Source organism: Methylobacter luteus IMV-B-3098, from assembly GCF_000427625.1.
Lineage (GTDB): Bacteria > Pseudomonadota > Gammaproteobacteria > Methylococcales > Methylomonadaceae > Methylobacter > Methylobacter luteus.
The window spans coordinates 2,448,697-2,474,176 of sequence record NZ_KE386569.1 but is presented as its reverse complement, the minus strand read 5'-3'; the positions used below and the strand labels follow the sequence as shown (position 1 = coordinate 2,474,176).

Here is a 25,480-nt window from a genome sequence, read left to right as displayed (position 1 = left end):
TGGGAAGATGTTACTATTAGCTAAATTAGCCGGAATTGCGGTACTTGTTTGGTTTTTTTTAACGGCCAGAGAAAATGGTGAGCAGCCTGTCAAATGGGCTGTCATAGGACTGATGGGGTACTGGATTGCCTGGTGGGTCGTTAAATTGTCCGTCGTTAATCTGCTGTCAGGGCTGGTTGCCAAAAGCGCGACGGGTACGTTTCTGCTGACACAGATACCGGCCATTGTAGGCGTCTTCGCTGCATTTCTAATTAGAAAAAAATTATTGGCCGATGCGGCGACTCAAAAAAACTAACAGGCACAAAAAAGGCGCATTGTGTTTATACAATGCGCCGATATAAGACGAATTAGCCGTTCTTACAGTTTTTCAGCATTTTTATCCAGATATTCCGCAACGCCGGTCGGGCTTGCATTCATACCTGTGTCGCCTTTGTTCCAGCCTGCCGGACAAACTTCGCCGTGTTCTTCATGGAATTGAAGGGCGTCAACCATACGCAGCAATTCATCCATGTTACGGCCTAAAGGCAGATCGTTCACAACCTGATGGCGAACGATGCCGTTGCGGTCGATCAGGAATGTACCACGGTAAGCAACAGCGCCGTCAGCTTCCACGTCATAGTCTTTAACGATGGCATGAGACAAATCAGCCGCCATAGTGTAACGGACAGGACCGATACCGCCTTTGTTGACTGGTGTGTTGCGCCATGCGTTGTGAGTAAAATGGGAATCAATAGAGACGGCGATCACTTCCACACCGCGACTTTTAAACTCATCAATACGATGGTCTAAAGCGATCAGTTCACTTGGACAAACAAATGTAAAATCCAATGGATAGAAAACTAATACAGCATATTTACCCTTAGTGGCTTCTGAAAAGCTGAATGAATCAACTATTTGGCCATCACCTAAAACAGCGGGAACTGTAAAATCGGGTGCTTGTTTACCTACTAGTACGCTCATCGATTATCTCCAAAAAAACAATGAAAAACAAAAGGTTATTAACTCGTCATTAACCACCGAAAGAGTGGAATAAATTTATTCTACACTAAATTAGTCGGGAATTGTCTATATTGTTATGATTTTTACTTGCTTTTATTTGAACTTTAGCGATAATTTGTAATCATCAGCTTACAAAAAAATAAGAAAAGCTTGATACTTCAAAGAGACAAAAATTTGGCTGCCTAGTTTGGCTGTTAAATTTAATTAGCAATTCGTTTGACGAGTTTAAATCCATGGCAAAACATAAACATATTACTGAGCCAGATGTGTTTGGTTTTCAGGTACGTATAGTAAGGCGCGGTAAAGAGAGCAGCCGTTATTTTTCGCATAAATTGTGGGGAAACAAAGGTAAATCTTTAAAGGCCGCCATCACCTGGCGCGACCAAATGCTGGTGGTATTAAAGGGCAGCAAGACCCGCTTTCTCAAACCGCCTAAAAATAAAACCACGACCGGTGTTACCGGCGTATCCAGAACCATCAAATATGACCACAGAAAAGATAAAAGTTATCTGTGCTATACCGTTTTTTGGGTCAGCAACGGCAAATCCAGGAACAAGACTTTTCAGGTTGGCAATATAGAAAAAGTGACAGCCGATGATGAATTGCATGCATTTCGGACAGCACGGCTGTTTAGAAGCTGTTATGAATATGCCATCGATAACGATCTGACTTTTTATGACAGCAAATTCAATGGCTGGAAAAAAACACGCTTGTATGATGACGAGAATCTGAGCGTTGTTCTATAAGTATATTTTGAGTGATTTTTTGCAGTTAATGCGGGCGGCTGATTTCAATCCGCTCGCATGTCTTGAACCTTTTGCAAATAAGCAATGTTGAGCCAGAGCCTGCCTGTTTGAGCTGCAGCCTCAGCTATTTCTTATAATATAAACTGTAGTACCCGCAACGATACGCTGTCTCTGCCGGTACTCCGTCAATTGTTTTTTGAATTTCCATTCATTGATAGCATTCAGTGCGCCAGTATTTCCGCAAACGCTGTCTGATTTGCTACCCCGCACTCGCTTGAGAATATTATTTCTATCCGTGTTTTTCATTACAATGGGGCTGATCCAGCCTGACTTAGCCATATCCCATCATTCTAATAGCAAAAACTAACAAAAAGATGATAAAAACGGTTAAAATGAAAAAGTTACAATATTTTATCCAGTTATAAAGCCCTGGTTACAGCTCCCATGCAAACGAAATACAATACTGACGACTTGAGAATTTGTGCCACTCAAGAAGTCATTGCGCCTGTTCAGGTGCATGATGAAATGCCTATTACCGAAGCGGCGGCACAAACGACTCTGCGAGCAAGGGAAGATATTCACAAGATACTGACCGGTCAGGATGACAGACTGCTGGTGGTGGTGGGGCCCTGCTCCATTCATGACACGGATGCCGCCAAGGAGTATGCGCGACGGTTGAAAGCGGTTAAGGATGAATTAAAAGATGACTTGTCGATCGTGATGCGGGTTTATTTTGAAAAACCTCGCACGACCGTGGGTTGGAAGGGCCTGATCAACGATCCGGATCTTAATTCCAGCTTTAACATCAATAAAGGTTTGCGCGTCGCCAGGCAATTATTACTCGATTTGAATACTGCTGGCATACCGGCGGCGACCGAGTACCTGGATCTGATTACGCCGCAATATGTTTCAGATTTGATTGCCTGGGGCGCCATCGGCGCTCGAACCACCGAAAGCCAGGTTCACCGCGAGCTGGCTTCAGGCCTGTCCTGCCCAGTCGGATTCAAGAATGCCACAGACGGTACGATCAAGATCGCCATTGATGCGATAGGTGCGGCCATGAGTCCGCATCATTTCCTGTCGCTGACCAAGGCCGGGCATTCGGCCATCTTTTCAACCACCGGCAATGAGGACGTGCATATCATTCTCAGAGGCGGAAATGATGCTCCCAATTACGATGCCGTCAGTGTCGAGAAGGTAGCGGAAGGGTTGAAAAAAGCTAATCTCAGACCGAATATCATGATCGACTTCAGTCATGCCAACAGCTTAAGGCAATGCCAGCGCCAGCTTATTGTAGGCGAGGATGTGGCCGGGCAAATAGCGAACGGCGATCGCCGGATCATGGGCGTTATGATAGAAAGCCATCTTAAGCCGGGCCGGCAGGATGTGTTTGAGGGGCGGCCATTAATATACGGGCAAAGCATCACCGATGCCTGCCTGGGCTGGGAAGATACGGTGCAGCTGTTGGAAGATCTTGCCATCGCGGTACAGAAACGCAGAACTATAGAGAATTAAGCCGGAGTTTATACATGATTGTTTATGTAAATGGCGAAATCCGTGAGGTTGCTGAAAACTCGCATGTAGCCGATGTAATAGCTGACATGGGTTTAACAGGCAAAAGAATCGCCGTTGAATTGAATAAAGAAATTTTGCCGTTTGATCAACACGGCACGCAGGCGTTGCAGGCTGACGACCGCCTGGAAATCGTCCATGCCATTGGCGGCGGCCAGGATGACTCATTTGTTATCGCGGGAAGGGCGTATCAGTCAAGACTGCTGGTCGGTACCGGCAAGTATAAGGACCTTGAAGAAACCCGACTGGCCATTGAAGCCAGCGGCGCTCAAATTGTGACAGTCGCCATTCGCCGCACCAATATCGGCCAGCACCCTGGCGAGCCGAATTTGCTGGACGTCATTTCGCCGGATAAATACACGATTTTGCCCAACACGGCCGGCTGTTATACGGCCGAAGACGCGGTAAGAACCTGTCGCCTGGGCCGGGAATTGTTGGGTGGGCACAAGCTGGTTAAACTGGAGGTTCTGGCCGATCAGAAAACCCTGTTTCCCGATGTGGCCGAAACGTATATCGCCGCCGAATTACTGGTTAAGGACGGCTTCGACGTCATGGTCTATACCAACGATGATCCGATTGCGGCCAAAAGACTTGAAGAGATCGGCTGCGTGGCGGTCATGCCGCTGGCGGCTCCGATCGGGTCGGGACTGGGCGTGCGCAATCCCTATAATATTCTGACTATTGTCGAAAACGCCAAGGTGCCTATTCTGGTCGATGCCGGCGTTGGCACGGCGTCAGATGCTGCCATAGCCATGGAGTTGGGCTGTGACGGCGTTTTGATGAATACGGCCATCGCCGCGGCAAAAAATCCGGTACTGATGGCTTCAGCCATGAAGAAAGGTATCGAGGCCGGCCGGGAAGCTTTTCTGGCCGGGCGTATGCCCAGAAAGCGGTTTGCTTCTGCCTCATCGCCTATCGACGGTTTGTTTTTCTGATTTGCCGGGGCGGCAAAGTTCGCCCCGGACGGTATTTCCGCATTATCCTGATATGATTTTTCCTGAACAAAATTTCCCGCAGCGCATTCGCAGTTTTATTCGTCGGCAAGGCCGCATCACGCCAGGGCAGCAGCTCGCGTTGGACAATTACTGGGCCGTTTACGGGCTGGACCCGCAAGCCGATTATGACTTTGCCGAGGTTTTCGGACGTGATGCGCCTCTCTGTGTCGAGATTGGTTTCGGCAATGGCGAGAGTCTGGCCAAGATGGCGGCTGCCAATCCCGGGATCAATTATATCGGCATCGAGGTTCACCGGCCCGGTGTCGGGCATTTGATGCTGCAACTTGCGCAGCAGGGCATCGGCAATGTCAGGGTTTACTGCCATGACGCCATAGAAGTTATGGAGAATAAAATTGCCGATCACAGTCTGGCCGGCGTGCACTTGTTTTTTCCCGATCCCTGGCCGAAAAAAAAGCACCATAAAAGACGCATCGTAAGGCCCGGTTTTGTCGATTTGCTGGCCAAGAAATTAAAGTCCGGCGGCTACTTCCATGCGGCAACGGACTGGCAGAATTATGCCGAGCATATGCTGGAAGTCTTATCGGCAGAAAGCCGGCTGGTCAATGCCGGCAACGGGGCGGATTATTGCGAGCGCCCTGACTATCGCCCATTAACCAAATTTGAGCAGCGCGGCCTGCGGTTGGGCCACGGAGTCTGGGACCTGATTTTCAGGCGAGCTTAAGGCCCGGCTTGATTTTGCTCGTCAATGCTTTCAGGCGATAACGGGCAAAATCGTTTAAAAGAGCAAGTTATCAGTGTTCGGTTTTCGCTAATGAGTGAGCATCCAGCTGCATTGATTTAATGATGATAGCCAGTTCATCGCGTTGCCGTTTCAAGGGCGCCAGTTCTGCTTCAAGGCTTGCGATGCTTTCAGCAACGTTACCCTTTGATTCGTTAATTTTTCTGAGCATTTGCAGACGGCTTTCGATCTGCCTTTTATGATCTTTGATCTGATGCATAAGTGGCGTTAAAACACTGTTGCTCCAGACCGCCGCATCGGTATGCGCCTGAGCCAGGATGTTTCTGGCCTTGGCGATGAGCGTGTTATAAAGCTTGTTGATGACAATGCTTTGCTCGGTCATGGTCGTTTTGGTGCTGGTGCGGAATGCTTCGCCTTCTTCAAAGATCTGTTCCAGTTCAAACTGATATTGCTTGATGGAGAATAGTTGCGGCTCGATCTCCTGAAAGCCGTATTCGTCCTTGAATTTTTTATGGATGGCTTTCACCAGACGGCGCGTTTCATTGGTAATGTCCACGGAATCCTGCAGCAGATCGCGCAATTCATCGAACAGTTTCCGGATGTTTTGCTTCATGCCATAAGTCGTCAGGCTCTTGGACATGTCGTTCTTGGTCCTTTTGATAACGGCATCGATTTTTTCCTTGCCGAATGAATCAACCAGCATCTTGGCCTGCACGCTGAAAACCCGACGGCTGGCCTGGAAGTTCTCGATATTGGCCAGATAGACGTTTTGCCTGTCTCGCGTTTCGGCCATCAACTTGCCCGTCATATCCTGATTTTGAAAGTCAATTTTCTTGAATTCCTCAAGTTGGCTGACGGCGTTGGTGTAGGAAGAGTTCGTTAAATTGGATGATTCACTGATCAAAAAGCCCATGTCTCGAACAATAGTATCCATCAGGATGCTGCGCCGCTGCCTCAAAATATTATTGGCAAGATAGTTTTCCAATACGGCCAAACGGCTTTTCTCGAGTAATGCCGCATCATTTTTGACTTTGGCCAGCAAGGCTTGTTTGGCGGAGACCGGGAAAATGACCTCTTCGTTTATTTTTAAAATAGACGCCGAGTTTTTGACTTGCGATTGAATGGATGTTTCATAGCCATTTTCTCCGGCCAGGTCATCCCACATGGCGTCGATTTTATTCATAACCACGGCCAGTCCTTGTTTGCTGGAGCCGCGTGTGCTGCAAACATGGCTGCGCCACATTTCCATATCGCTCTTTGTGACGCCTGTATCGGCAGCAAGCACGAAAACAATGGCTTGCGCCCTGGGCAGCATGCTCAGGGTTAATTCAGGCTCCGTACCCAAGGCATTTAAGCCCGGTGTATCGAGAATTGCCAAGCCCTCTTGCAACAGAGGGTGGGGAAAGCTGATCAAGGCATGGCGCCAGCAGGGTATTTCGACTTTTTCAGGGTTGATGATGCCTTGTTCCGCTGCTTCGCGCTCGTTCCATAACCCCAGTTTGTCCGCAAGCTCACGGTCTACCAGTTTAGTCGCGACCAGTTCTTTAAAAGCTTCCTGCATTTGGGTCGGCGAGTTGCAGTCCAGATCGATATGGTGCCAGCATTCGGGCTTCTTTTTAAACTCGGCCAGGGAAAGATCTTCAAGCCGGCTTTCAATATTCAATAAGCGGATGTAACTGCCGCCTTTTTCATCATGAAACAGTTCCGTTGGCGACATAGTGGTGCGGCCAGGCGAAGATGGCAGTAATCTGAGCCCGGTCTCGGCAAAGAACAGCGAGTTGATCAGTTCCGTTTTGCCGCGCGAAAATTCAGCAACAAAGGCCAGAGTAATGCGGTCCGACTCCAGACCCGTCAGGATATTCAAAATAATATCCGTACTATGGGCGTCATTCATGCCATAGCGATTACGCCACTGATGATACATTTCTATAGCCTGTATCAGTTTTGCACGCCATTGCGAATATTCGTGCATTTGCTCTTTAAATTCCAGATTACTCATGGCAAGCCTTTTACTAATGCGATTCTTCTTGTTATTGAAACATCAGATTAAAAATAGATTTTGACTAAGTGTAGTCGATATCTCGGGAACTGTTAGGTTCGGATATCTTTTTTCTAGAGCAGATGTCTCATGAGTTAAATGCCGTAAAGCCGCTGATATTCTTTTATCGCATCGAGTTGATTGCCGGCATTGGCGGTTAAATATTCAATAATATTATCCAGAGTGATGATTGATATAACAGGCATATTGAATTGTTCGCTGACTTCCTGGATGGCTGAAATTTCATTTTGTCCTTTTTCCTGTCTGTCCAAGGCGATCAATACGCCAGCCGGCGTTGCTCCGGCTTGCCTGATAATTTCCACGGACTCTCTGACCGAGGTGCCGGCCGTAATGACATCATCAAGAATGAGGACCCGGCCTTGCAGCGGCGCGCCTACGAGCATGCCGCCTTCGCCGTGATCCTTTGCTTCCTTGCGGTTGAAGGCGAAAGGGATATCGTTGGCTGTTAACGCGGCATAGGCGATAGAGGTCGCGCTGACCAAGGGAATGCCTTTGTAGGCGGGACCATAAAGAATATCCGGTTTAAGGCCGGATTGAAGCAAGGCCTGCGCGTAAAATTGGCCCAGCTTGCCCAGTTGGGCGCCGGTATTAAACAATCCGGTATTGAAAAAATAAGGACTGATGCGGCCTGATTTCAATTGAAATTCGCCGAATCTGAGTACGCCGCAATCCAGCGCATAGGAAATAAAGTCTTTTTGATAATCAAGCATATACTTTTATGGGATGAAGAGTTTGCGGTTTGTTATTAAGCTCAGTTAAGGAAGATATAATATTGAGCCGTTATAGTCATTAAGCATAGGTTAGATGATAAATTGTTTCTTTTTAAGGAATAGTGAGTGATTTTATTACGAATTATAAAACAAAATTAATATTAATTTTCTCAAACGGCAATTAAGTAAAAAGCTGATCATGTTTCCGGCATGAACTTGGTGTGCCTGCCGGGGGCGAGACGGGGCGCTGGTTTATCAGTCTGGCAGTGAACAGAACTTTTCCAAAACACTGTCCAGAAAATTCCATCCTTTTTCCGAGCAATAATAGCGATCATTGCGGTTGATGACCAAGTGTTGCTTCAAGCACGCCGATAAGGCGGGTTCAAGCGTATCAATGGCAAGACCCGTAGTTGCTTCATAGCTCGCCACAGTAAATCCCTGTTTAAGACGCAGATGGTTCATGATGAATTCCAAAGGCAAATCCGCTCTGGCAATTATGTCGGTACCGCCGTTTTTATGGGTATCGCGCAGGTACTGCTCCGGACTTCTTGGCTTGAACGTGCGCATGATCCGATCAGGCAACGCCAGTGATAGCTTGCCATGAGCACCGGCGCCTATGCCCAGATAATCGCCAAATTGCCAGTAATTCAAATTATGCCGGCATTGAAAGCTGGACCGACTGTAGGCTGAAACTTCATATTGCTGATAGCCATGATCGGCCAATAAGGCCTGACAGACTTGTTGCGTACCAAAGATAACCTCATCATTGGGCAGTTTGGGCGGAAATTTATGAAAGTAAGTGTTAGGTTCCAGCGTTAACTGATAAAAGGAAATATGCGTAGGATTCAGGTTTATAGCGGTTTCAATATCGGCTTTGCTGCTGTCGGGGCCGGCATCCGGCAAGCCGAACATCAGGTCAAGATTAAAATTATCGAATCCGGCCTGATGGGCGCATTCAGCTGCCCGCATGGCTTCCTTGCCCGAATGAACCCGTCCCAGTTTTTGTAGTAGCGTATCGTTAAAGCTTTGTATGCCGATCGACAAGCGATTAATACCCAGTGACCGGAATTCGGCGAATTTGTTGATTTCAAAAGTACCGGGATTCGCTTCCAGGGTGATTTCAAGGTTATCGGTCGATGCAACTTGTTGTGTTATGCCTGTCAACAAGCGATGGAAGGATTCCGGTGAAAAAAGGCTCGGCGTTCCGCCGCCGATAAAAATGCTGCTGACAGGCCGGCTGATGCCGTACAGCTGTAGATCCAGGGCCAGATCGTTCAGTAGCGCATCAATATATTCGATTTCAGGCGTGTCGGCTTTAACTGCATGTGAATTAAAATCACAATAAGGACACTTTTTGATACACCAGGGAATGTGAATGTATAAGCTGAGTGGTGGCAAGGCAATCGTTAAATTCAGTTTGAAAGCAATCAGTTTAACATAATACGATTGTCGATGAACGGAGCCGGATTTTATGAAAAGAATACCGATGCTTTTACAGCCGCAGCGCTGAATGAATGCGCGCTTCTATTGAATAGAGGGAACTTTTATTAGTTTTCGGGGACTTATATATTTCATACTCGGCAGCATCTTGTGAACCGGACAGTTTAATTCTTAAATGCTGGGGTAATTGTTGTGATTGTGAGTCCAATGACTGGACTCCTGTAAACTTGTAGTGTCGGTCGTAATCTCGGTGGGTTTTCTGTATGAGCATTACCGGCAGACGTTTAACTATTCTGAAATGTAGAGTATATGCGACTTTTATTAGTTGAAGATGATGAAATATTGGGCGACGGCCTGACAGCCGGTTTAAAAATGGAAGGCTATGCCGTTGATTGGCTGACTAACGGAAAACTTGCCGATGAGGCTCTGAAAGTTAACGCGTATGAGCTGATCGTGTTGGATCTGAATTTGCCCGATATGGATGGCCTGGAGATTTTGAGGGCTTTGAGAAGCCGTAAAGACGAAACACCGGTGCTGGTTTTGACGGCTAAAGATACGATTCCTGACCGAATATTGGGCCTCGACAGCGGTGCCGATGATTTCGTGATCAAACCGTTTGACTTAAACGAAGTCTGCGCACGCCTGAGAGCTCTGGCCAGACGCAATGAAGGTCGGGGTGCGCCCAAGATTGAACATCGGGGCATCGTGCTGGACCCTGCATCGCATCTGGTCACTTTTAATGACGAAAAGGTGGATCTGTCGCAAAAAGAATTCGAGATACTGAGTTTCCTGATGGGCAATATAGGCCGGGTTGTGTCTCGCGCCAGGCTCGAGGAAAGTCTGTATTCCTGGGATTCCGATATAGAAAGCAATACCGTCGAGGTTCACATTCATTACCTGAGAAAAAAATTGGGATCGTCGATTATCCGTACTGTCAGAGGTGTCGGCTATATTATTGACATTGATGAAGATTAATGAGTTATTCGCTTCGAAAATTGTTGTTGTTCACGCTGCTTTCCGCGTTATTGCTGATTTGGGGCATTGCCGCCTATAAAGGTTACAAGCAAATTCGCACTGAAGTGGCGGAGCTTTTTGATGCGGATTTGGCGCAATCCGCACGGGCCCTGAATTCATTTGTCGGCCATCTGTTGTATGCCGGTTCTTTGTATGAATTGTGGGATCTGGACAAGTCGGAAATGTTTGAGCCGACCAAGGTGTTCAATCATCGCTATGAACGGAAACTGGCTTTTCAGCTTATCTATAAGGACGAAGGTTTGATTCTTCGCTCCGAAAGCGCGCCGCCCCTGCCTTTATCGATCTCGCAGAATGGCTATAGCAAAACCCTTATCAACAACCACCTATGGCATGTCTTCAGCATTTCCGAAGACAAAAATGAATACATCATCCATGTCGGACAACGCGATGATATCCGCACGGAGTTGATGGATGACATTTCCCGGCATCTGATCAAGCCGTTTCTGATCGGTTTGCCGTTTCTGGGATTGGCTATCTGGCTTATCGTCGGACGAGCCTTGAAGCCGTTTGGTCAATTAACGCAGCAGCTCGCCAGACGCGAAGCCAGTTATTTAAAACCTTTATCGGTCAAGAAACTGCCCATAGAAATCGTGCCCGTGGTTAATGAGCTGAATAATCTGTTTGTACAGCTTGAACGGGCTTTTGAGCATGAACGCCGATTTACGGCCGATGCTTCTCATGAGCTGAGAACTCCCCTGGCGGGCTTGTTGACCCAGGCGCAGGTCGCGCTGAAAACCGACGATGAATTAACGCGCCGCCAGGCGCTAGGGCGCATAGAGCAAGGCGTACTTCGCATGACCGATATGGTGCAGCAATTACTGATATTCTCGCGCATTGAATCCGGAACCGAATTTTTATCCAAAGAGACGACCGTGCTCGGCTGTGAGATTGTGCGAATTGTCACAGACCTGGAGCCGGAAGCGCATAAAAAACGCATTCGCATGGAATTTATCGAGGATAACGCCGTACCGATTATCGGCAATGCGCAGCTGATCAATATTCTGGTCAAAAATCTGATCGATAACGCCATCAAATACACGCCGGCTCACGGTCTGATCAGGATCGGCGTGTCGGGGCAGGAAAGGCATTTGTTGCTGTGTGTCGAGGATTCAGGGCCCGGGATTGCGCCTGATCAGTATGAAGTCGCGCTAAAACGGTTTCATCGGTGCATCGAAACGGCCAATCATGCGAAAGGCAGCGGCCTCGGATTTTCCATTGCCCAGCGAATCGCCCTGATTCACGGTGCCGAGCTGAGTCTCGGAGAATCTCAATTTGGCGGGCTCAAAGTCACCGTGCTGTTTCCTCTGCCGCGAAAACCGGTCGAACGCAGGCGAGCCAGGAAATTGGGTTTTTTCAATACCAGAAAAAGCCCGGGTTAAGGCATTGGCGGCCTAACGGCCGCCAATGCCTTAACTTTAATAGACAGCCAGATTGTCCGGTTCTTCGATGATTGGATTGATTAGCGTACCGATACCTTCGATTTCGATTCTGGCCGTTTGTCCCGGTTTCATGTAACCGCGCGGCTTCATTTTTACGCCGACGCCGCTAGGTGTGCCTGTGGCAATGACATCGCCGGGTTCCAGCGTCATGGCCTGCGACAAATAAGCGACCATTTCGTAGCAGTTGAAAATCATGTGCCGGGTATTGGAATCCTGCCGCAATTCATCGTCAATCCAGGTTTTCAGGTTCAGATTATGCGGATCGCCGATTTCATCGGACGTGACGATCCACGGACCTAAAGGGCCTGCCGTGTCGAACGATTTGCCCAAGGTCCAGGTCGGCGAGCGGATCTGCCAGTCACGCACCGAGACATCGTTGGCGATGGTGAACCCCGCGATGACCTGATGAGCCTTATCGACGGGCACATGACGGCAGCGCTTGCCGATGACGAGAGCCAGCTCGCCTTCATAATCGAGTTTATCGGAAACCCTGGGCCGGTAAATGGCGTCGTTATGGGCAATGACACAGCTGCCTTGCTTCGTGAAGAACGTCGGATATTCGGGTTTCTCGAAACCGGTTTCTTCGATATGATCGGCATAGTTCAGGCTGACCGCCAGATATTTACCGGGCCGTGGCACCGGCGCCTGCAGCTTGACTTCACTCAGTGGAATCCGGTGATTGCCGCTGGCTATCAGCTGCTGCATGGCCGCCAGACCGGCCGCGCCTGACGCCAGGAATTCAATCATGGTTGTTGGAATTGAGCTGTCGCCTCGGCTGTCAACGACGGCCTGATCAATGACCGCGCCTACTCGGGTTTCGTTTTTGTGAGTGAAGGTCACCAGTTTCATTGGTATAGCTTTCCTGTATGATTTTGAGGGGGGCTATTGTATAACGAAGAGTTGGCGGCAAAAAAAAGATATAATGAATCATTTTAATATATTGTTTCCAGAACATAACCGGCAGCGGATTGGCCGGACGGGCTAAAGAAGATTGCCAATGACACCGATGCGACTGATAGCGCTGGATCTGGACGGTACGCTGATTGATTCCGCGCCCGACTTGTCCGATGCGATCAATAAAATGCTGGCCGGGTTGGGCATGCGGCAACACCCCCAAGCCGCAATTGAGCAATGGGTCGGCAACGGCGTAGTCATGCTGATCAAAAGAGCCTTGACGGGACAGATGGAGCCCGCGGCCGACCCTGAAAATCTGGCCGGGGCGCTGGCTTTGTTCGCCGATCTGTATGAAGCCCATGTTTATGAGCGCAGCATTATCTATCCGGGCGTCATGGATGGCCTTGAGCAATTGAAAGAAAAAGGTTTCAAACTGGCCTGCATTACTAATAAAATTAAGCGTTTTACGCAGCCGTTGATGGTAAAAACCGGCATGACCGAGTATTTTGATTTCATCGCTTGTGGCGATTCGTTCGCAAGAATGAAACCGGATCCGTTGCCGTTGCTGAAGACAGCGGAACACTTTGACATTGAACCGGCCAAAGCTGTCATGGTCGGCGATTCGATCAATGATATGCGGGCAGGACGGTCGGCGGGTTTTAAGACCGCCTCAGTGTCATACGGATATGCAGGAAAATACAGTATCGAGGATTTGAATGCCGATTATCAAATCCAGACCATTGTCGAGCTTGTCGATTTATTTTATAGCGAATGCGCAGGGCGCAGTTAAACAGACCAATAATGACCCCAGAACAATTCAATCACTATACGCGGCAGGGCTATAACCGTATTCCCGTTAGTCGGGAGGTTCTGGCTGACTTGGATACACCCTTGAGTGCCTATCTGAAATTAGCCGATGGCCCTTATTCCTATCTATTCGAATCCGTGCACGGCGGCGAACAATGGGGTCGTTATTCGATCATCGGACTGCCTTGCAAAACCATCGTCAAAGTCACCGGCAACCGGATCACGCTGGAGAACAACGGCGAACTGCTGGAAACGCTGACGCACGATAATCCGTTGGTCTGGATAGAGCAGTTCAAGGCGCGCTATAAAGTGCCTGACCTGGCCGATCTGCCGCGCTTTAACGGCGGCCTGGTCGGATATTTCGGCTACGAGACCATCGGCTATATCGAGCCCCGCCTGCGCAGGCCAGCCAAAAGCGACCCGCTGGGCAATCCCGATATTCTGCTGATGGTCTCGGAAGACATGCTCGTGTTCGATAACCTGTCCGGCAAAATGCTGCTGCTGACGCATGCCAATCCCGAGGAACACGACGCCTATGACCGCGCCGTATCTCGCCTGAACGATCTGGCCGTCAAACTGCGCGAGCTGAAAGCCAAGCCTGAAAACCACCGAGCGCCCAGAAAAGTCGATGAGGCGGACTTTGTCTCCGGTTTCACGCAGCAGGGCTTTGAAGACGCCGTGCTGAAAGCCAAGGAATACATCACCGACGGCGACATCATGCAGGTCGTATTGTCGCAGCGCCTGTCCATTCCCTACACGGCCTCGCCGCTGAACCTGTACCGGGCTCTGCGCTGCCTGAATCCGTCGCCTTACATGTATTACCTGAACCTGGGCGATTTCCATATCGTCGGTTCATCGCCGGAGATTTTGGTGCGGCTCGAAGACAATACCGTGACCGTGCGCCCGATCGCCGGCACACGTCGGCGCGGCGCGACGGCGGAACAGGATCTGGCGCTGGAACAGGAACTGCTGGCCGACCCGAAGGAGCTGGCCGAGCATTTGATGCTGATCGATCTGGGCCGCAACGACACCGGCCGCATCGCCGAAATCGGCAGCGTCAAGCTGACCGATAAAATGATCGTCGAACGCTATTCGCACGTCATGCATATCGTATCCAACGTGACCGGGCAACTACAGCCGGGCAAAAACGCCTTCGACGTGCTGGCGGCGACCTTCCCGGCCGGAACCGTCAGCGGCGCGCCGAAAATCCGCGCCATGGAAATCATTGATGAGCTGGAGCCGGTCAAGCGCGGCATTTATTCGGGCGCCGTCGGCTATATCGCCTGGTCCGGCAATCTCGACACCGCTATTGCAATCAGAACCGCTGTGATAAAAGATCAAACCTTACATATACAAGCCGGCGCCGGTATTGTTTACGACTCTATCCCCCGCAACGAGTGGGATGAAACCATGAATAAAGGCCGCGCCATCTTCCGCGCCGTCAGCATGGCCGAAGCCGGTCTGGAAGGAGAGCAGTCATGAGCGCAGTCAAAGTCGTCATGGTCGATAACTACGACTCGTTCACCTACAATCTGGTGCAGTACTTCGGCGAACTCGGGGCCGATGTCACGGTCGTGCGCAACGACCAGGTGAGCGTGGCCGACATCGACAAACTGGCACCCGACAAGATCGTTATCTCGCCGGGACCGTGCACGCCCAAGGAAGCCGGCGTCTCGGTCGAAGCTATTTTGAAGCTGGCCGGCAAATATCCGATCCTGGGCGTCTGCCTGGGCCACCAAAGCATCGGCTATGCGTTCGGCGGCAACATCATTCACGCCAAAAGCATCATGCACGGCAAGACCTCGCCGATTTACCATCACGATGTCGGCGTCTTCAAAGGGCTCAACAATCCCTTCACGGCGACACGCTATCACTCACTGGTGATAGAGCAGGCGACCTTGCCTGACTGTCTGGAAATTACGGCTTGGACCCGGGACGAAGCCGGCAATATCGACGAAATCATGGGAGTGCGGCACAAACAGTTCGATATCGAAGGCGTGCAGTTCCATCCCGAGTCGATTCTGACCGAGCATGGGCATGATATGTTGAGGAATTTTCTGGAGCGGTGATTGTTCGTTTCCATGTGCCGGTGTGAGAGCGTCGTAAATAGCTCCAATCGCAGTTTAAGGAAATTGAAGAAACCAGTATTACACGATATTACTTTTAACGATGAGTCCAACCATATTCAAAGAGGCCGGTTACCGATTCTTTTTCTTTTCCAGAGAAGAACCGAGAATGCATGTCCATATTGTTTCAGGCGACGGAGAGGCTAAATTTTGGTTGGAGCCGGAAATTGAATTGGCAAAGAACTATCATTATTCAAGGCAGCAGTTGAAAGAAATCGAATCACTTGTCGAAGGTCACTACAATGAACTCATTAACGCCTGGCAACAACATTTCGGCAGTTGAAATTACGCATATTTCCAGCAATGGCATATGGATGCTCACGCATCATGAAGAATTATTCATGCCTTACGATGATTTTCCCTGGTTTAAGGATCAAAACATTAAGGCCATACTCAATGTTGAGGAGCCCAGGCCCGGTCATTTTTACTGGCCGGATATCGATGTTGATTTAGATCTGGAAATTATCCGGCATCCGGAACGTTTTCCTTTGCAAGCAAAAAAACATAATGCAAATCCAGAAAGCCCTGCAGATACTGCTCGATAAACAAGACCTGAGCGCCGATCAGATGCGCGCCGTCATGCGCCTGATTATGAGCGGTGGCGCGACCGATGCGCAGATCGGCGGTTTTTTGATCGCCTTGCGCTGCAAGGGCGAAAGCATCGATGAAATTGCGGCCGCGGCGGAAGTTATGCGCGAACTGGCCGGCAAAGTCCCTGTCAGGTGTGAGCATCTCATCGATACCTGCGGCACGGGCGGCGACGGCGCGAATACTTTCAATATATCCACGACCTGTGCGTTCGTCGTCGCTGCGGCCGGCGGGCGGGTGGCTAAGCACGGCAACCGTTCCGTTTCGAGCAGCTGCGGCAGCGCCGACGTATTGGAAGCGGCCGGCGTCAATCTCGATTTGACGGCCGAGCAGGTCGCCAGCTGCGTCAACGAAATCGGCGTCGGCTTTCTGTTCGCGCCAAAACATCATGGCGCCATGAAATACACGATAGGCCCGCGCCGGGAAATGGGCGTCAGGACGCTGTTCAACCTGCTGGGCCCGCTGTCGAACCCGGCCGGCGCGCCGAATCAGCTCATCGGCGTCTTCGCCAAAGACTGGCTGGAGCCCTTGGCGCAGGTCCTGAAGAAACTCGGCAGCCGGCATGTGCTGGTCGTCAATGCCGATGACGGGCTCGATGAAATCAGCATCGCCTCCGCTACCAGCGTTGCCGAACTGAAAAACGGCCAGGTCACGACCTATACGGTGACGCCCGAACAATTCGGCTTGCAGCGCGCCAGTCTCGCCGAATTGGCCGTCGATGGCACGGCATCCAGTCTGGCCATGGTTGAATCGGTGCTGGACAACCGGCCAGGACCTGCCCGCGATATCGTGGCGCTGAATGCCGGCGCGGCGATTTACGCGGCCGATATCGCCGATTCGCTGGCAGCCGGCGTGGAAAAAGCCGAACAGATCATTGCCGGCGGCGCGGCGCGCGCGAAATGGGATGCGTTGATCGCCTATTCAAAAACATTAACCAACTGAAAACCATGACCGATACGCCCGATATTCTGAAAAAAATCCTTGATAAGAAACAGGAAGAGGTAGCTCATCGCAAATTGCGCATGCCTGTCGCCGATCTCGAAGACATTGCCGGCGGCATGGAAAGACCGCGCGGATTCTATAACGCCCTGCAGAGCAGGGTGCTGGCCAGAAAGCCGGCTATTATCGCCGAGATCAAAAAGGCCTCGCCCAGCAAGGGCGTGATCCGCGAGGATTTCCAGCCGGTCGCGATCGGCCAGGACTACGCCATGAATGGCGCGGCCTGCCTGTCGGTGCTGACCGACAAGGAATTCTTCCAGGGTTCGGAAGTGTATCTGCAAATGGTCAGGGAGCGCTGCCCGCTGCCGGTGCTGAGAAAAGACTTCATGATCGATCCGTATCAGATTTACGAAGCCCGCGCGCTGGGCGCGGACTGCATTCTGCTGATCGTGGCGGCGCTGGCCGATAGCCAGATGCAGGAATTGTCGGACACGGCCACGAAGCTGGGCATGGACGTGCTGGTCGAAGTGCATGATGCGGTCGAAATGGCGCGCGCGTTGCAACTCGATACCAAACTGATCGGCATTAACAACCGCAACCTGCGCACGTTCGAGACGACATTGCAAACGACTCTGGAATTGAAAGCCCAGGTACCGACGGACCGCATGATCATTACCGAGAGCGGCATCCATACGCAGGACGATGTGCGCCTGATGCTCGACAACGATATTTATGCCTTTTTGGTCGGCGAAGCGTTTATGCGCGCCGAAAGTCCCGGACAGAAAATGCGCGAGTTGTTTTCCTTATAAGTGCTGTAAATCCTGAAGCCGCGCTTCGGCGCCGGATCTTATCGTGGTTTATGTCAAACAGAGCATGGGGCGGCTCCTGGCGCCGCCCCGCTATCTTAGTTGAATAATTGCATGCAGGTTTAAGTTGATCGTTTCTGATTTTGTTTTGCGCGACTGGGGCGCCTGGGCGCCGGGGTTGAGCAGTTCCGATGACTGGCAGGCATGGAGTGCGGGACAGAAATCGATGTCAGCGGAATTGCCCGGAGCGCCGGCCTCGGTGCCGAAAATGTTGCAGCGCCGGCTGAACCTGCTGGCGAAAGCCGTGTTTCATGCCGCCGACCACTGCATCAAGGCCGGTGAGCAGGTGCCGACGGTATTCAGTTCCACGCACGGCGAAATCGGCAAATCGTTCCGGATGCTCAAGACCATAGACGCGGGCGAGGAACTGTCGCCGACAGCCTTCAGCCTGTCCGTCCATAATGCCATTTCGGGGCTGTTTTCGATCGTTTACGACAATCAGCAGGAAAGCACAGTTCTGGCGCCGGGCATGGAAGGCATTGCCGCGGCTTTTATTGAGGCAGCCGGCATGCTGAGCGAGGGCAGGGACGAGGTTTTGCTGGTTTTGTACGATGAGCCGCTGCCCGATTTTTTTCCGTTTGAACCGTTCAAGCTGAACATCGATGTGCCTTGCGCGCTGGCCTTGAAGATCGCGGCGGCAGGGCCTGGCCTGGCGATGCAGTTCTATCGGTCGCCCGAAGTGCGCGACGATGGCGAACAGCCAGTGCAGTTGCTGGCGTTTGCGAAGTTTCTGGCCTCCGGTCAGAAGTCGCTGACCCTGGGAAACCAAAAACATAGTTGGAGCTGGCATAAGCGATGACGGCAAAAATCCGGTATGGCTGGCGTCTTTTTGCCACAGGCTTCAGCTTTTTCAGTTTCGGCCTGGGCGGCCTGCTGTTATGGCTGCTGGTGTTTCCGATGCTGTCGGCATTGCCGGGCACGCGGCGGCGGAAAACCAGCCGCGGGCAACGTGTGGTGCATTACAGCTTTTATGCCTTCATCGGCCTGATGCACCGGCTCGGCATCATGACCTATGAAATCGTCGGCCTGGAAAAACTGAACCGGCCGGGGCAATTGATCATTGCCAACCATCCGACTCTGGTCGATATCGTGTTCCTGATCAGCCGGATTAGGGAAGCCAGCTGCATCGTCAAAGGTTCGTTATGGCGCAACCCGTTTATGCGCGGGCCTATCGTCAATGCCGGCTATATCAGCAACGGCGATCCCGAAAAAATGATCGCCGAGTGCATCGAGTGGCTTAAGGCGGGCGGGTCGATGATTATTTTCCCGGAAGGCACGCGGTCGGCGCCGGATAAGGCCTACCGGTTTCAGCGCGGCGCGGCCGCAATCGCGATACAGGCCGGCAGGATCCTCACGCCGGTAACGATTTCGTGTTACCCCAGCACGCTGACAAAAGCCGAACCCTGGTACCGGATTCCTTACCGGCGCTTTCATCTGGCCATGCATGTCGGCGATGATATAGCGCTGGACGAATTTACCGGCGCGAGTTCGAAATCCATCGCCGTGCGCCGGTTGAATCACTATCTGCAAGACTATTTTACGCAACAGAGAGAAGTCTATAAATACTATGGAAAATGAATTAAAACAGTTGATCATCGATGCACTGGATCTGGAGGATATCAGCATCGACGACATCGACAGTCATGAGCCGCTGTTTAACAACGGTCTGGGTCTGGATTCAATCGATGCCCTGGAATTGGGGCTGGCGATCCGAAAGAAGTATGATGTAAAAATCGATGCCGAAAAAGACGATGTCGCGAAGATTTTTTCTTCGGTTTCGGCACTGGCAGACTATATTGAATCGGTGCGCCGTTGAGGTTGTTATGAATAAACGTGAAGAGATTTTAGCGTCCATTAGATCGATCATGGTCGAACTGTTTGAAATTGATGAAGACAGCATCACCCTGGAAGCCCGGTTATACGAGGATCTCGATTTCGACAGCATCGATGCCGTCGACATGATCGTCAAGCTGAAGGAAATGACCGGCAAAGCCGTCAAGCCCGAAGACTTCAAGTCGGCCCGCACCATCGGCGACGTGGTCGAGGCCGTTTATAACCTGGTGGAAGATTGATGAGGATTGCCATAAACGGCCTGATCGGCTTGCTGACGCTCGCCTATCCGTTGGCTGTTTATTTCGGCATTCAATATGTCGAGCCTAGAATGATTGCCGTTATCCTGCTGGCCCTGTTGGCCCTTCGCCTGGCCAGCAGGGCGGGCGGGCAGTGGATGCGGCCCTTGCTGATAACCGGCATGCTCTACTGCGGCTTCGCGATCTGGGCCAATAACCTCATTTCCCTGCGCTTTTATCCGGCGCTCGTCAGTGCCGGCATGCTGTTGATTTTTGCCTGGAGCCTGTGGTCGCCGCAACCCCTGATCGAGCGTCTGGCGCGTCTGCAGCATCCGGACCTGCCGCCCGAAGGCGTCGTTTATACGCGTCGCGTCACGCAAGTCTGGTGCGTGTTTTTTGCCATGAATGGATTGATCGCGCTGGCGACGGCCCTGTGGGGCAGTTTCGAGCAGTGGAGTTTATACAACGGCCTGATCTCCTATCTGCTGACAGGCGTTTTGCTGGGCGGCGAGTATATCGTCAGGCTGCGAACCCAAAAACATGTCCGCTAGATTCATCGCGCTGTCCGAGTGCCTGACGGCAAAAAGGCCGGCCGATACGCCGGTTTCCTGGCATGCCGGGCGTTATTATTGCGCCGGCGAGTTTCACGCGGCTGTCTGCCGGTGGACGGATAAACTAAAGGGGCAGCCGGAACAGCGCTATGCCTTATATACCGAGGATGCCTATCCTTTCGCCGTGCTGTTGTTCGCGCTGCTATATGCCGGTAAGGAAGTCTGGATACCCGGCAATAACCGCCCCGGCACGGCTCAGCAGCTTACGGAGCAGGGCTGCCGGCTGATCGGCGACTGGCATGCAGCGGCAATTCAGGACTATTTGCTGGATGCCGCGCCATGCCCCGATCGGCAATTGGCGCCGCTTGATTCCTCAAGCGCGCAGCTGGTCATGTTCACCTCGGGCTCCACGGGCGAGGCCAAACCGGTTCCCAAACGCCTGATACAGCTCCAGCGCGAAGCCGAAATGCTGGAAAAGCAATGGGGCAGACAGTTAGCCGGTGCGGCCGCCCTGGCAACGGTCAGCCATCAGCATATTTATGGCTTATTGTTCCGCATCCTGTGGCCTTTGTCGGCAGGCCGCTGTTTTCACAGCCGCATTTATTTCAATGCCGAAGCAATAGCCCATCAGGACTGCCCCGCTTACTGGGTTGCCAGTCCGGCGCACCTGAAACGCCTGGACCAGCCGTTGGCGACGAAGTTCGCGGCAATCTTCAGCTCCGGCGGCCCGCTGTCGCATGAGGCGGCCTTGCAGGTTTCAGCCCGCTGCGGACAGGCAGCGCTCGAAATCTTCGGCAGTACCGAAACCGGCGGCATCGCCTGGCGCCGGCAGGGGGCTGAGCCGGTGACGGCCTGGGCACTGTTTGACGGCATGAAATTAGACTATGAGCGGGGCCGGTGGCGGCTACAGTCGCCCTACTTACTGAATGGCGAACGGCTGGAACTGGCCGACCGGATCGAACTGCTCGATGACGGCCGATTCATACTGTCAGGAAGGCTGGACCGCATCGTCAAGGTCGAGGAAAAACGCCTGTCCCTGAGCGAGATGGAAAAACGCCTGGCGGAATTGCCCTGGATCTCCGACGCCGTCACGCTGATGATTGCCAAAAGCCGCGATACGGTCGGCGCGTGCGTCGTGCTGAACCAGGACGGCAGGCAACTGCTGGCGGAGCAGGGCAGGCCGGGCCTGATCAGGCAGATACGCGAGGCGCTCTGCCACTGGTTCGACGCCGTCGTTTTGCCGAGGAAATGGCTGATCCTGGACAGCATCCCGTTGACGGCCCAGGGCAAGATCGACACGCGCCTGCTGAATGAACTGCTGACTCCGGACAGCCGCCAACTGCCTCAGGTGCTGGGCCTGGAGTTGGTGCCCAGACGTGCCGAACTGAAATTACTGATTCCGCACGAGCTGGCTTATTTCGCGGACCACTTCCGGAATTATCCGATCCTGCCGGGTGTCGTGCAGATCGCCTGGGCCGAGCATTACGGCAAGGTGTTCTTTGATATAAACCAGCCGTTCTCGCATATGGACGTCATCAAATTCGTCAGGCGCATCAAGCCCGGCGATGCGCTGACCTTGTCGCTGGAATGGAATGCCCAGGCCGGCAAACTGTATTTCACGATGAGCTCGGAGCAGGGGCCGCACAGCTCGGGCCGTCTGGTCTATGGAAAAACGCCATGAAAACCTGCGTCATTGTGCCGGTTTATAACCATGAACAGGCCATTCCTGAGGTCGTCGCGAAATTAAAGGAGCAGGGCCTGTTCTGCCTGCTGGTCAACGACGGCAGCTCGGACGCCTGCTCAAGAGTGCTGGACGCGATCGCCGAACAGGAAGCCGGCTGGCTTGCCCTGATAAATCGGCCGGAAAACGGCGGCAAGGGCGCGGCCGTGATCGACGGCTTCAACGAGGCCATCCGGCTGGGTTTTACCCATGCGATACAGATCGACGCCGACGGGCAGCACGACGTCAACGATATCCCCGAATTCCTGGCGGCGAGCCGGCGCAAACCGAACGCCATGATTCTGGGCCAGCCCGTGTTTGACGATTCCGTGCCTAAAGGGCGGCTTTATGGCCGGCAGTTCACGAATCTGTGGATAGCGATCAACACGCTGTCATCGGCGATTGCCGACGGCATGTGCGGTTTCCGTCTGTATCCCCTGGCCGCCGTGGCGCGGTTGATCGGAACCACGCGCATCGGCCGGCGCATGGATTTCGATATCGACATCATCGTGCGCCTGTTCTGGCAGGGCACGGACGTTGTCAACCTGCCCACGCGCGTGCGCTATCCTTACGACGGCGTCTCGCACTTTCAGCTTTGGCGCGACAATGCCATGATCTCGACCATCCATGCCCGGCTGTGTCTGGGCATGCTGATGCGCTTCCCGCGCTTGCTGATCAGGCATTGGCGATGAACCAGACCCGGCATTGGGCCGAGATGCAGGAAAGCGGCATCGTCTGGGGCATGCGCCTGCTGCTGAAAATCTACCTGCTGTGCGGCCGCCGCATTTTGCAGGTGTTCCTGTACCCGGTCGTCAGCTATTACTGGCTGGTCAATCAACAGGGCAGGCGGGCCAGCCGGGCCTACCTGGATCGCGTGGCCGGCTGTTCGCCTTCACTGAAGCCGGGCGGCAGTTACCGGCACTTCATCTGTTTCGCCAATGCCTTGATCGACAAACTGGCGGCCTGGTCCGGCGCCTTGTCGCATTCCGATGTCGAGTACCATGGAAGAGATGCCTTGATGGCCCAGATCGCCAGCGGGCGTGGTGCGGTACTGCTGGGATCGCATCTGGGCAACCTGGACGTATGCCGCGTGCTCGCCTATCTGGACAAGGACATCCGCATCAACGTGCTCGTGCATACCAAACACGCCGAGAAATTCAACCGGCTGCTGGGCCAGTACAACGAAGCCAGCAGCATGAACCTGATACAGGTCACCGAAATCACGGCGGCCACGTCGATACTGCTGAACGACAAAATCGACAACGGCGAACTGGTCATCATTACCGCCGACAGAACGCCGGTCAGCGAACAGCCGCGCGTTCTCATGGCCCGATTTCTGGGAGACGAAGCCCCGTTTCCGCAAGGCCCGTTTATCCTGGCGGCACTGCTCAAATGCCCCGTTTATACACTGTTCTGCCTGAAGCAGCGGGGCAAGCACGTGATTTATTTCGACCATTTCAGCGACGGGCTCAAATTCCCGCGCAAAACCCGCGAACAGGCCATGCAGGAAACCATACAGCGCTATGCCGGGCGCCTGCAGGCTTATTGCCTGAAAGAGCCTCTGCAATGGTTCAACTTCTTCGATTTCTGGCATGGCTGATTGCCCGAATATTTGATATGTCTATGAATAAAAACAGAATTGATGTAGGTGCGAATTTATTCGCACTCAGCGACGCCACATGAAAAATCAATCACTTCTAAAAGATAAAGTCATTTTCGACGGTCAGCCCCTGACTATCGAGGACGTGTGCCGGTTGGCGCGACGGCAGGCGGTCTGCGAGTTAAGCAAAGACGCCCATTTCATGCAGCGCATCGACAAAGGCGCGCAGTTTGTCGACACCTTGCTGAAGGAAGAAGGCTTCGTTTACGGCGTCACGACCGGCTACGGCGATTCCTGCACCGTGTCCGTGCCGCTGCATCTGGTCGAAGCGCTGCCCCGGCATCTCTACACATTCCACGGCTGCGGCCTGGGCAGCCATTTCGACGCCGAGCAGACACGGGCCATACTGGCCGCACGCCTGAACAGCCTCGCGCAGGGCTTCTCGGGCGTGCGCTACCGGTTGCTGCAGCAGCTGGCCTCGCTGCTGAGGCACGATATCCTGCCGTTGATCCCGCAGGAAGGCTCGGTCGGCGCCAGCGGCGACCTGACGCCGCTGTCCTATGTCGCGGCCGTGCTGGCCGGTGAACGGGAGGTCCTGTACCAGGGTCAGCACCAGCCCGCGCAGGCGGTTCTGACCCGGCTCGATATCGAACCTTTGACCCTGAAGCCCAAGGAAGGGCTCGCGATCATGAACGGCACGGCCGCCATGACCGGGCTTGCCTGCCTGGCTTACCGGCGCGCCGAATACCTGTCGCAGCTGGCTACGCGCATCACCAGCCTGGCGTCGGTCGCCCTGAAAGGCAACGCCTACCACTTCGATGAACAATTGTTCTCGGTCAAGCCGCATCCGGGCCAGAACCGCATCGCTGAACGCCTGCGCGCGGATCTGCAATTGTCGACCGGCGCGCCCCGGCACGACACGCGCCTGCAGGACCGCTATTCGCTGCGCTGCGCGCCGCATGTGATCGGCGTGCTGGAAGACTCGTTGCCCTGGCTGCGCCAGTTCATCGAAAACGAACTGAACAGCGCCAACGACAACCCGATCATCGACGCCGAAGGCGAGCGCGTGCTGCACGGCGGCCACTTTTACGGCGGCCATATCGCCTTCGCCATGGATTCGCTGAAGACGGCCGTGGCCAACCTGGCCGATCTGATGGACCGGCAGATGGCGCAGCTGATGGACCCCAAATTCAACCAGGGCCTGCCCGCCAACCTGTCCGGCGCCGGGGCCGGACAGGCCATGATCAACCACGGTTTCAAGGCCGTGCAGATAGGCGTCTCGGCCTGGACCGCCGAAGCGCTGAAGCTGACCATGCCGGCCAGCGTATTCTCGCGCTCGACCGAATGCCATAATCAGGACAAGGTCAGCATGGGCACGATCGCGGCGCGCGACTGCCTGCGCGTGCTGGAACTCACCGAACAGGTCGCATCAGCCATGCTGCTGGCGGCCGTTCAGGGCGTGGAACTGCGCGGCAGCAGGGAGGCGTTAAGCCCGGCGCTGCAAAACACCTGCGCCCAGTTGCGGGAGCAGGTGGCGTTTTTAGGCACGGACCGGGCCATGGAGCAGGAACTGCGGCTTTGCATTGAACTGATCCGCAGCCGGCATTGGATGCTTTACGAATAAA

29 protein-coding genes are annotated in these 25,480 nt (G+C 52.9%); 23 read left to right on the top strand and 6 right to left on the bottom strand.

Annotated features, from left to right (window positions below; genetic code table 11):
* Positions 1-7: 7 nt before the first annotated feature.
* On the top strand, positions 8-295 hold the full coding sequence (locus METLU_RS0113385) for a hypothetical protein (RefSeq protein WP_027158655.1): 288 nt from the start codon (positions 8-10) through the stop codon (positions 293-295).
* Between the two features lie 62 nt (positions 296-357).
* On the opposite strand, the gene METLU_RS0113380 is transcribed toward METLU_RS0113385, so the two are convergent.
* Entirely contained in the window at positions 358-960 is a 603-nt protein-coding gene (locus METLU_RS0113380; protein WP_027158654.1) for a peroxiredoxin, read from the bottom strand.
* A 272-nt stretch (positions 961-1,232) separates the two neighbouring features.
* Here METLU_RS0113380 and METLU_RS0113375 point away from each other — a divergent pair, with 272 nt between their 5' ends.
* A complete protein-coding gene (locus METLU_RS0113375; protein WP_027158653.1) occupies positions 1,233-1,745 on the top strand; it encodes a hypothetical protein in 513 nt (170 codons plus the stop codon).
* 120 nt (positions 1,746-1,865) lie between these two features.
* On the opposite strand, the gene METLU_RS0113370 is transcribed toward METLU_RS0113375, so the two are convergent.
* Positions 1,866-2,084 carry a hypothetical protein gene (locus tag METLU_RS0113370; protein ID WP_027158652.1) on the bottom strand — a complete coding sequence of 73 codons (219 nt, stop codon included), beginning with the start codon at positions 2,082-2,084 and terminating at the stop codon, positions 1,866-1,868.
* 105 nt (positions 2,085-2,189) lie between these two features.
* Here METLU_RS0113370 and aroG point away from each other — a divergent pair, with 105 nt between their 5' ends.
* The 3 genes from aroG to trmB are packed head-to-tail and all read left to right on the top strand — an operon-like array spanning position 2,190 to position 4,994.
* Positions 2,190-3,260 carry a 3-deoxy-7-phosphoheptulonate synthase AroG gene (gene aroG, locus METLU_RS0113365; RefSeq protein ID WP_027158651.1) on the top strand — a complete coding sequence of 357 codons (1,071 nt, stop codon included), beginning with the start codon at positions 2,190-2,192 and terminating at the stop codon, positions 3,258-3,260.
* A 14-nt stretch (positions 3,261-3,274) separates the two neighbouring features.
* Entirely contained in the window at positions 3,275-4,252 is a 978-nt protein-coding gene (thiS, locus tag METLU_RS0113360; RefSeq protein ID WP_027158650.1) for a sulfur carrier protein ThiS, read from the top strand.
* Positions 4,253-4,304: 52 nt separating this feature from the next.
* Positions 4,305-4,994, top strand: coding sequence for a tRNA (guanosine(46)-N7)-methyltransferase TrmB (trmB, locus tag METLU_RS0113355; RefSeq protein ID WP_027158649.1), 690 nt, complete (start codon positions 4,305-4,307; stop codon positions 4,992-4,994).
* Between the two features lie 70 nt (positions 4,995-5,064).
* Here trmB and METLU_RS0113350 read toward each other — a convergent pair whose 3' ends face one another.
* The 3 genes from METLU_RS0113350 to hemW all read right to left on the bottom strand — a co-directional run bounded on the left by METLU_RS0113350 (position 5,065) and on the right by hemW (position 9,179).
* Complete coding sequence (locus METLU_RS0113350; protein WP_027158648.1) at positions 5,065-7,011, bottom strand: dynamin family protein; 1,947 nt, start codon at positions 7,009-7,011, stop codon at positions 5,065-5,067.
* Positions 7,012-7,145: 134 nt separating this feature from the next.
* Positions 7,146-7,781, bottom strand: coding sequence for an orotate phosphoribosyltransferase (pyrE, locus tag METLU_RS0113345; protein ID WP_027158647.1), 636 nt, complete (start codon positions 7,779-7,781; stop codon positions 7,146-7,148).
* Positions 7,782-8,036: 255 nt separating this feature from the next.
* Complete coding sequence (gene hemW, locus METLU_RS0113340) at positions 8,037-9,179, bottom strand: radical SAM family heme chaperone HemW (protein ID WP_081679101.1); 1,143 nt, start codon at positions 9,177-9,179, stop codon at positions 8,037-8,039.
* Between the two features lie 351 nt (positions 9,180-9,530).
* Between hemW and METLU_RS0113335 the strand changes: the two genes are divergently transcribed.
* Together METLU_RS0113335 and METLU_RS0113330 are read left to right on the top strand one after the other, a co-directional pair.
* Positions 9,531-10,196, top strand: coding sequence for a response regulator (locus METLU_RS0113335; RefSeq protein ID WP_027158645.1), 666 nt, complete (start codon positions 9,531-9,533; stop codon positions 10,194-10,196).
* Positions 10,196-11,635, top strand: coding sequence for an ATP-binding protein (locus tag METLU_RS0113330; protein WP_027158644.1), 1,440 nt, complete (start codon positions 10,196-10,198; stop codon positions 11,633-11,635). The genes METLU_RS0113335 and METLU_RS0113330 overlap by 1 nt, the downstream gene beginning before the upstream one ends.
* Positions 11,636-11,671: 36 nt before the next feature.
* Here the strand turns inward: METLU_RS0113330 and METLU_RS0113325 are convergent, their stop codons facing one another.
* Positions 11,672-12,544, bottom strand: a complete 873-nt coding sequence (locus METLU_RS0113325; protein WP_027158643.1) for a fumarylacetoacetate hydrolase family protein — start codon at positions 12,542-12,544, stop codon at positions 11,672-11,674.
* 148 nt (positions 12,545-12,692) lie between these two features.
* Between METLU_RS0113325 and METLU_RS0113320 the strand changes: the two genes are divergently transcribed.
* The 16 genes from METLU_RS0113320 to METLU_RS0113245 all read left to right on the top strand — a co-directional run bounded on the left by METLU_RS0113320 (position 12,693) and on the right by METLU_RS0113245 (position 25,479).
* On the top strand, positions 12,693-13,379 hold the full coding sequence (locus tag METLU_RS0113320; RefSeq protein WP_027158642.1) for a phosphoglycolate phosphatase: 687 nt from the start codon (positions 12,693-12,695) through the stop codon (positions 13,377-13,379).
* A gap of 11 nt (positions 13,380-13,390) precedes the next feature.
* Positions 13,391-14,878: an anthranilate synthase component I gene (gene trpE / locus METLU_RS0113315; RefSeq protein WP_027158641.1), complete on the top strand. Its 1,488-nt coding sequence runs from the start codon at positions 13,391-13,393 to the stop codon at positions 14,876-14,878.
* Positions 14,875-15,465 (top strand): anthranilate synthase component II, encoded by a 591-nt coding sequence (locus METLU_RS0113310; RefSeq protein ID WP_027158640.1) that lies wholly within the window; start codon positions 14,875-14,877, stop codon positions 15,463-15,465. Before trpE ends, METLU_RS0113310 begins: the two co-directional genes overlap by 4 nt.
* A 100-nt stretch (positions 15,466-15,565) precedes the next feature.
* A complete protein-coding gene (locus METLU_RS0113305) occupies positions 15,566-15,805 on the top strand; it encodes a DUF4160 domain-containing protein (protein WP_027158639.1) in 240 nt (79 codons plus the stop codon).
* A complete protein-coding gene (locus METLU_RS25350) occupies positions 15,765-16,067 on the top strand; it encodes a DUF2442 domain-containing protein (protein WP_027158638.1) in 303 nt (100 codons plus the stop codon). The genes METLU_RS0113305 and METLU_RS25350 overlap by 41 nt, the downstream gene beginning before the upstream one ends.
* Positions 16,030-17,052, top strand: a complete 1,023-nt coding sequence (gene trpD, locus METLU_RS0113295; protein ID WP_027158637.1) for an anthranilate phosphoribosyltransferase — start codon at positions 16,030-16,032, stop codon at positions 17,050-17,052. The genes METLU_RS25350 and trpD overlap by 38 nt, the downstream gene beginning before the upstream one ends.
* Positions 17,053-17,057: 5 nt before the next feature.
* Positions 17,058-17,858, top strand: coding sequence for an indole-3-glycerol phosphate synthase TrpC (trpC, locus tag METLU_RS0113290; protein ID WP_027158636.1), 801 nt, complete (start codon positions 17,058-17,060; stop codon positions 17,856-17,858).
* A 124-nt stretch (positions 17,859-17,982) separates the two neighbouring features.
* Complete coding sequence (locus METLU_RS0113285) at positions 17,983-18,714, top strand: beta-ketoacyl synthase chain length factor (protein ID WP_027158635.1); 732 nt, start codon at positions 17,983-17,985, stop codon at positions 18,712-18,714.
* Positions 18,711-19,493: a lysophospholipid acyltransferase family protein gene (locus METLU_RS0113280; protein ID WP_027158634.1), complete on the top strand. Its 783-nt coding sequence runs from the start codon at positions 18,711-18,713 to the stop codon at positions 19,491-19,493. The genes METLU_RS0113285 and METLU_RS0113280 overlap by 4 nt, the downstream gene beginning before the upstream one ends.
* A complete protein-coding gene (locus METLU_RS0113275; protein WP_027158633.1) occupies positions 19,483-19,731 on the top strand; it encodes a phosphopantetheine-binding protein in 249 nt (82 codons plus the stop codon). The genes METLU_RS0113280 and METLU_RS0113275 overlap by 11 nt, the downstream gene beginning before the upstream one ends.
* A 7-nt stretch (positions 19,732-19,738) precedes the next feature.
* Entirely contained in the window at positions 19,739-19,987 is a 249-nt protein-coding gene (locus tag METLU_RS0113270) for an acyl carrier protein (protein ID WP_027158632.1), read from the top strand.
* Complete coding sequence (locus tag METLU_RS0113265; RefSeq protein WP_027158631.1) at positions 19,987-20,535, top strand: COG4648 family protein; 549 nt, start codon at positions 19,987-19,989, stop codon at positions 20,533-20,535. Before METLU_RS0113270 ends, METLU_RS0113265 begins: the two co-directional genes overlap by 1 nt.
* A complete protein-coding gene (locus METLU_RS0113260; protein ID WP_027158630.1) occupies positions 20,525-22,216 on the top strand; it encodes an AMP-binding protein in 1,692 nt (563 codons plus the stop codon). The genes METLU_RS0113265 and METLU_RS0113260 overlap by 11 nt, the downstream gene beginning before the upstream one ends.
* Complete coding sequence (locus METLU_RS0113255; RefSeq protein ID WP_027158629.1) at positions 22,213-22,947, top strand: glycosyltransferase family 2 protein; 735 nt, start codon at positions 22,213-22,215, stop codon at positions 22,945-22,947. Before METLU_RS0113260 ends, METLU_RS0113255 begins: the two co-directional genes overlap by 4 nt.
* Positions 22,944-23,855, top strand: coding sequence for an LpxL/LpxP family acyltransferase (locus METLU_RS0113250; RefSeq protein ID WP_027158628.1), 912 nt, complete (start codon positions 22,944-22,946; stop codon positions 23,853-23,855). Before METLU_RS0113255 ends, METLU_RS0113250 begins: the two co-directional genes overlap by 4 nt.
* Positions 23,856-23,934: 79 nt before the next feature.
* Positions 23,935-25,479, top strand: coding sequence for an HAL/PAL/TAL family ammonia-lyase (locus METLU_RS0113245; protein WP_027158627.1), 1,545 nt, complete (start codon positions 23,935-23,937; stop codon positions 25,477-25,479).
* The last annotated feature ends 1 nt before the right edge of the window (position 25,480 follow it).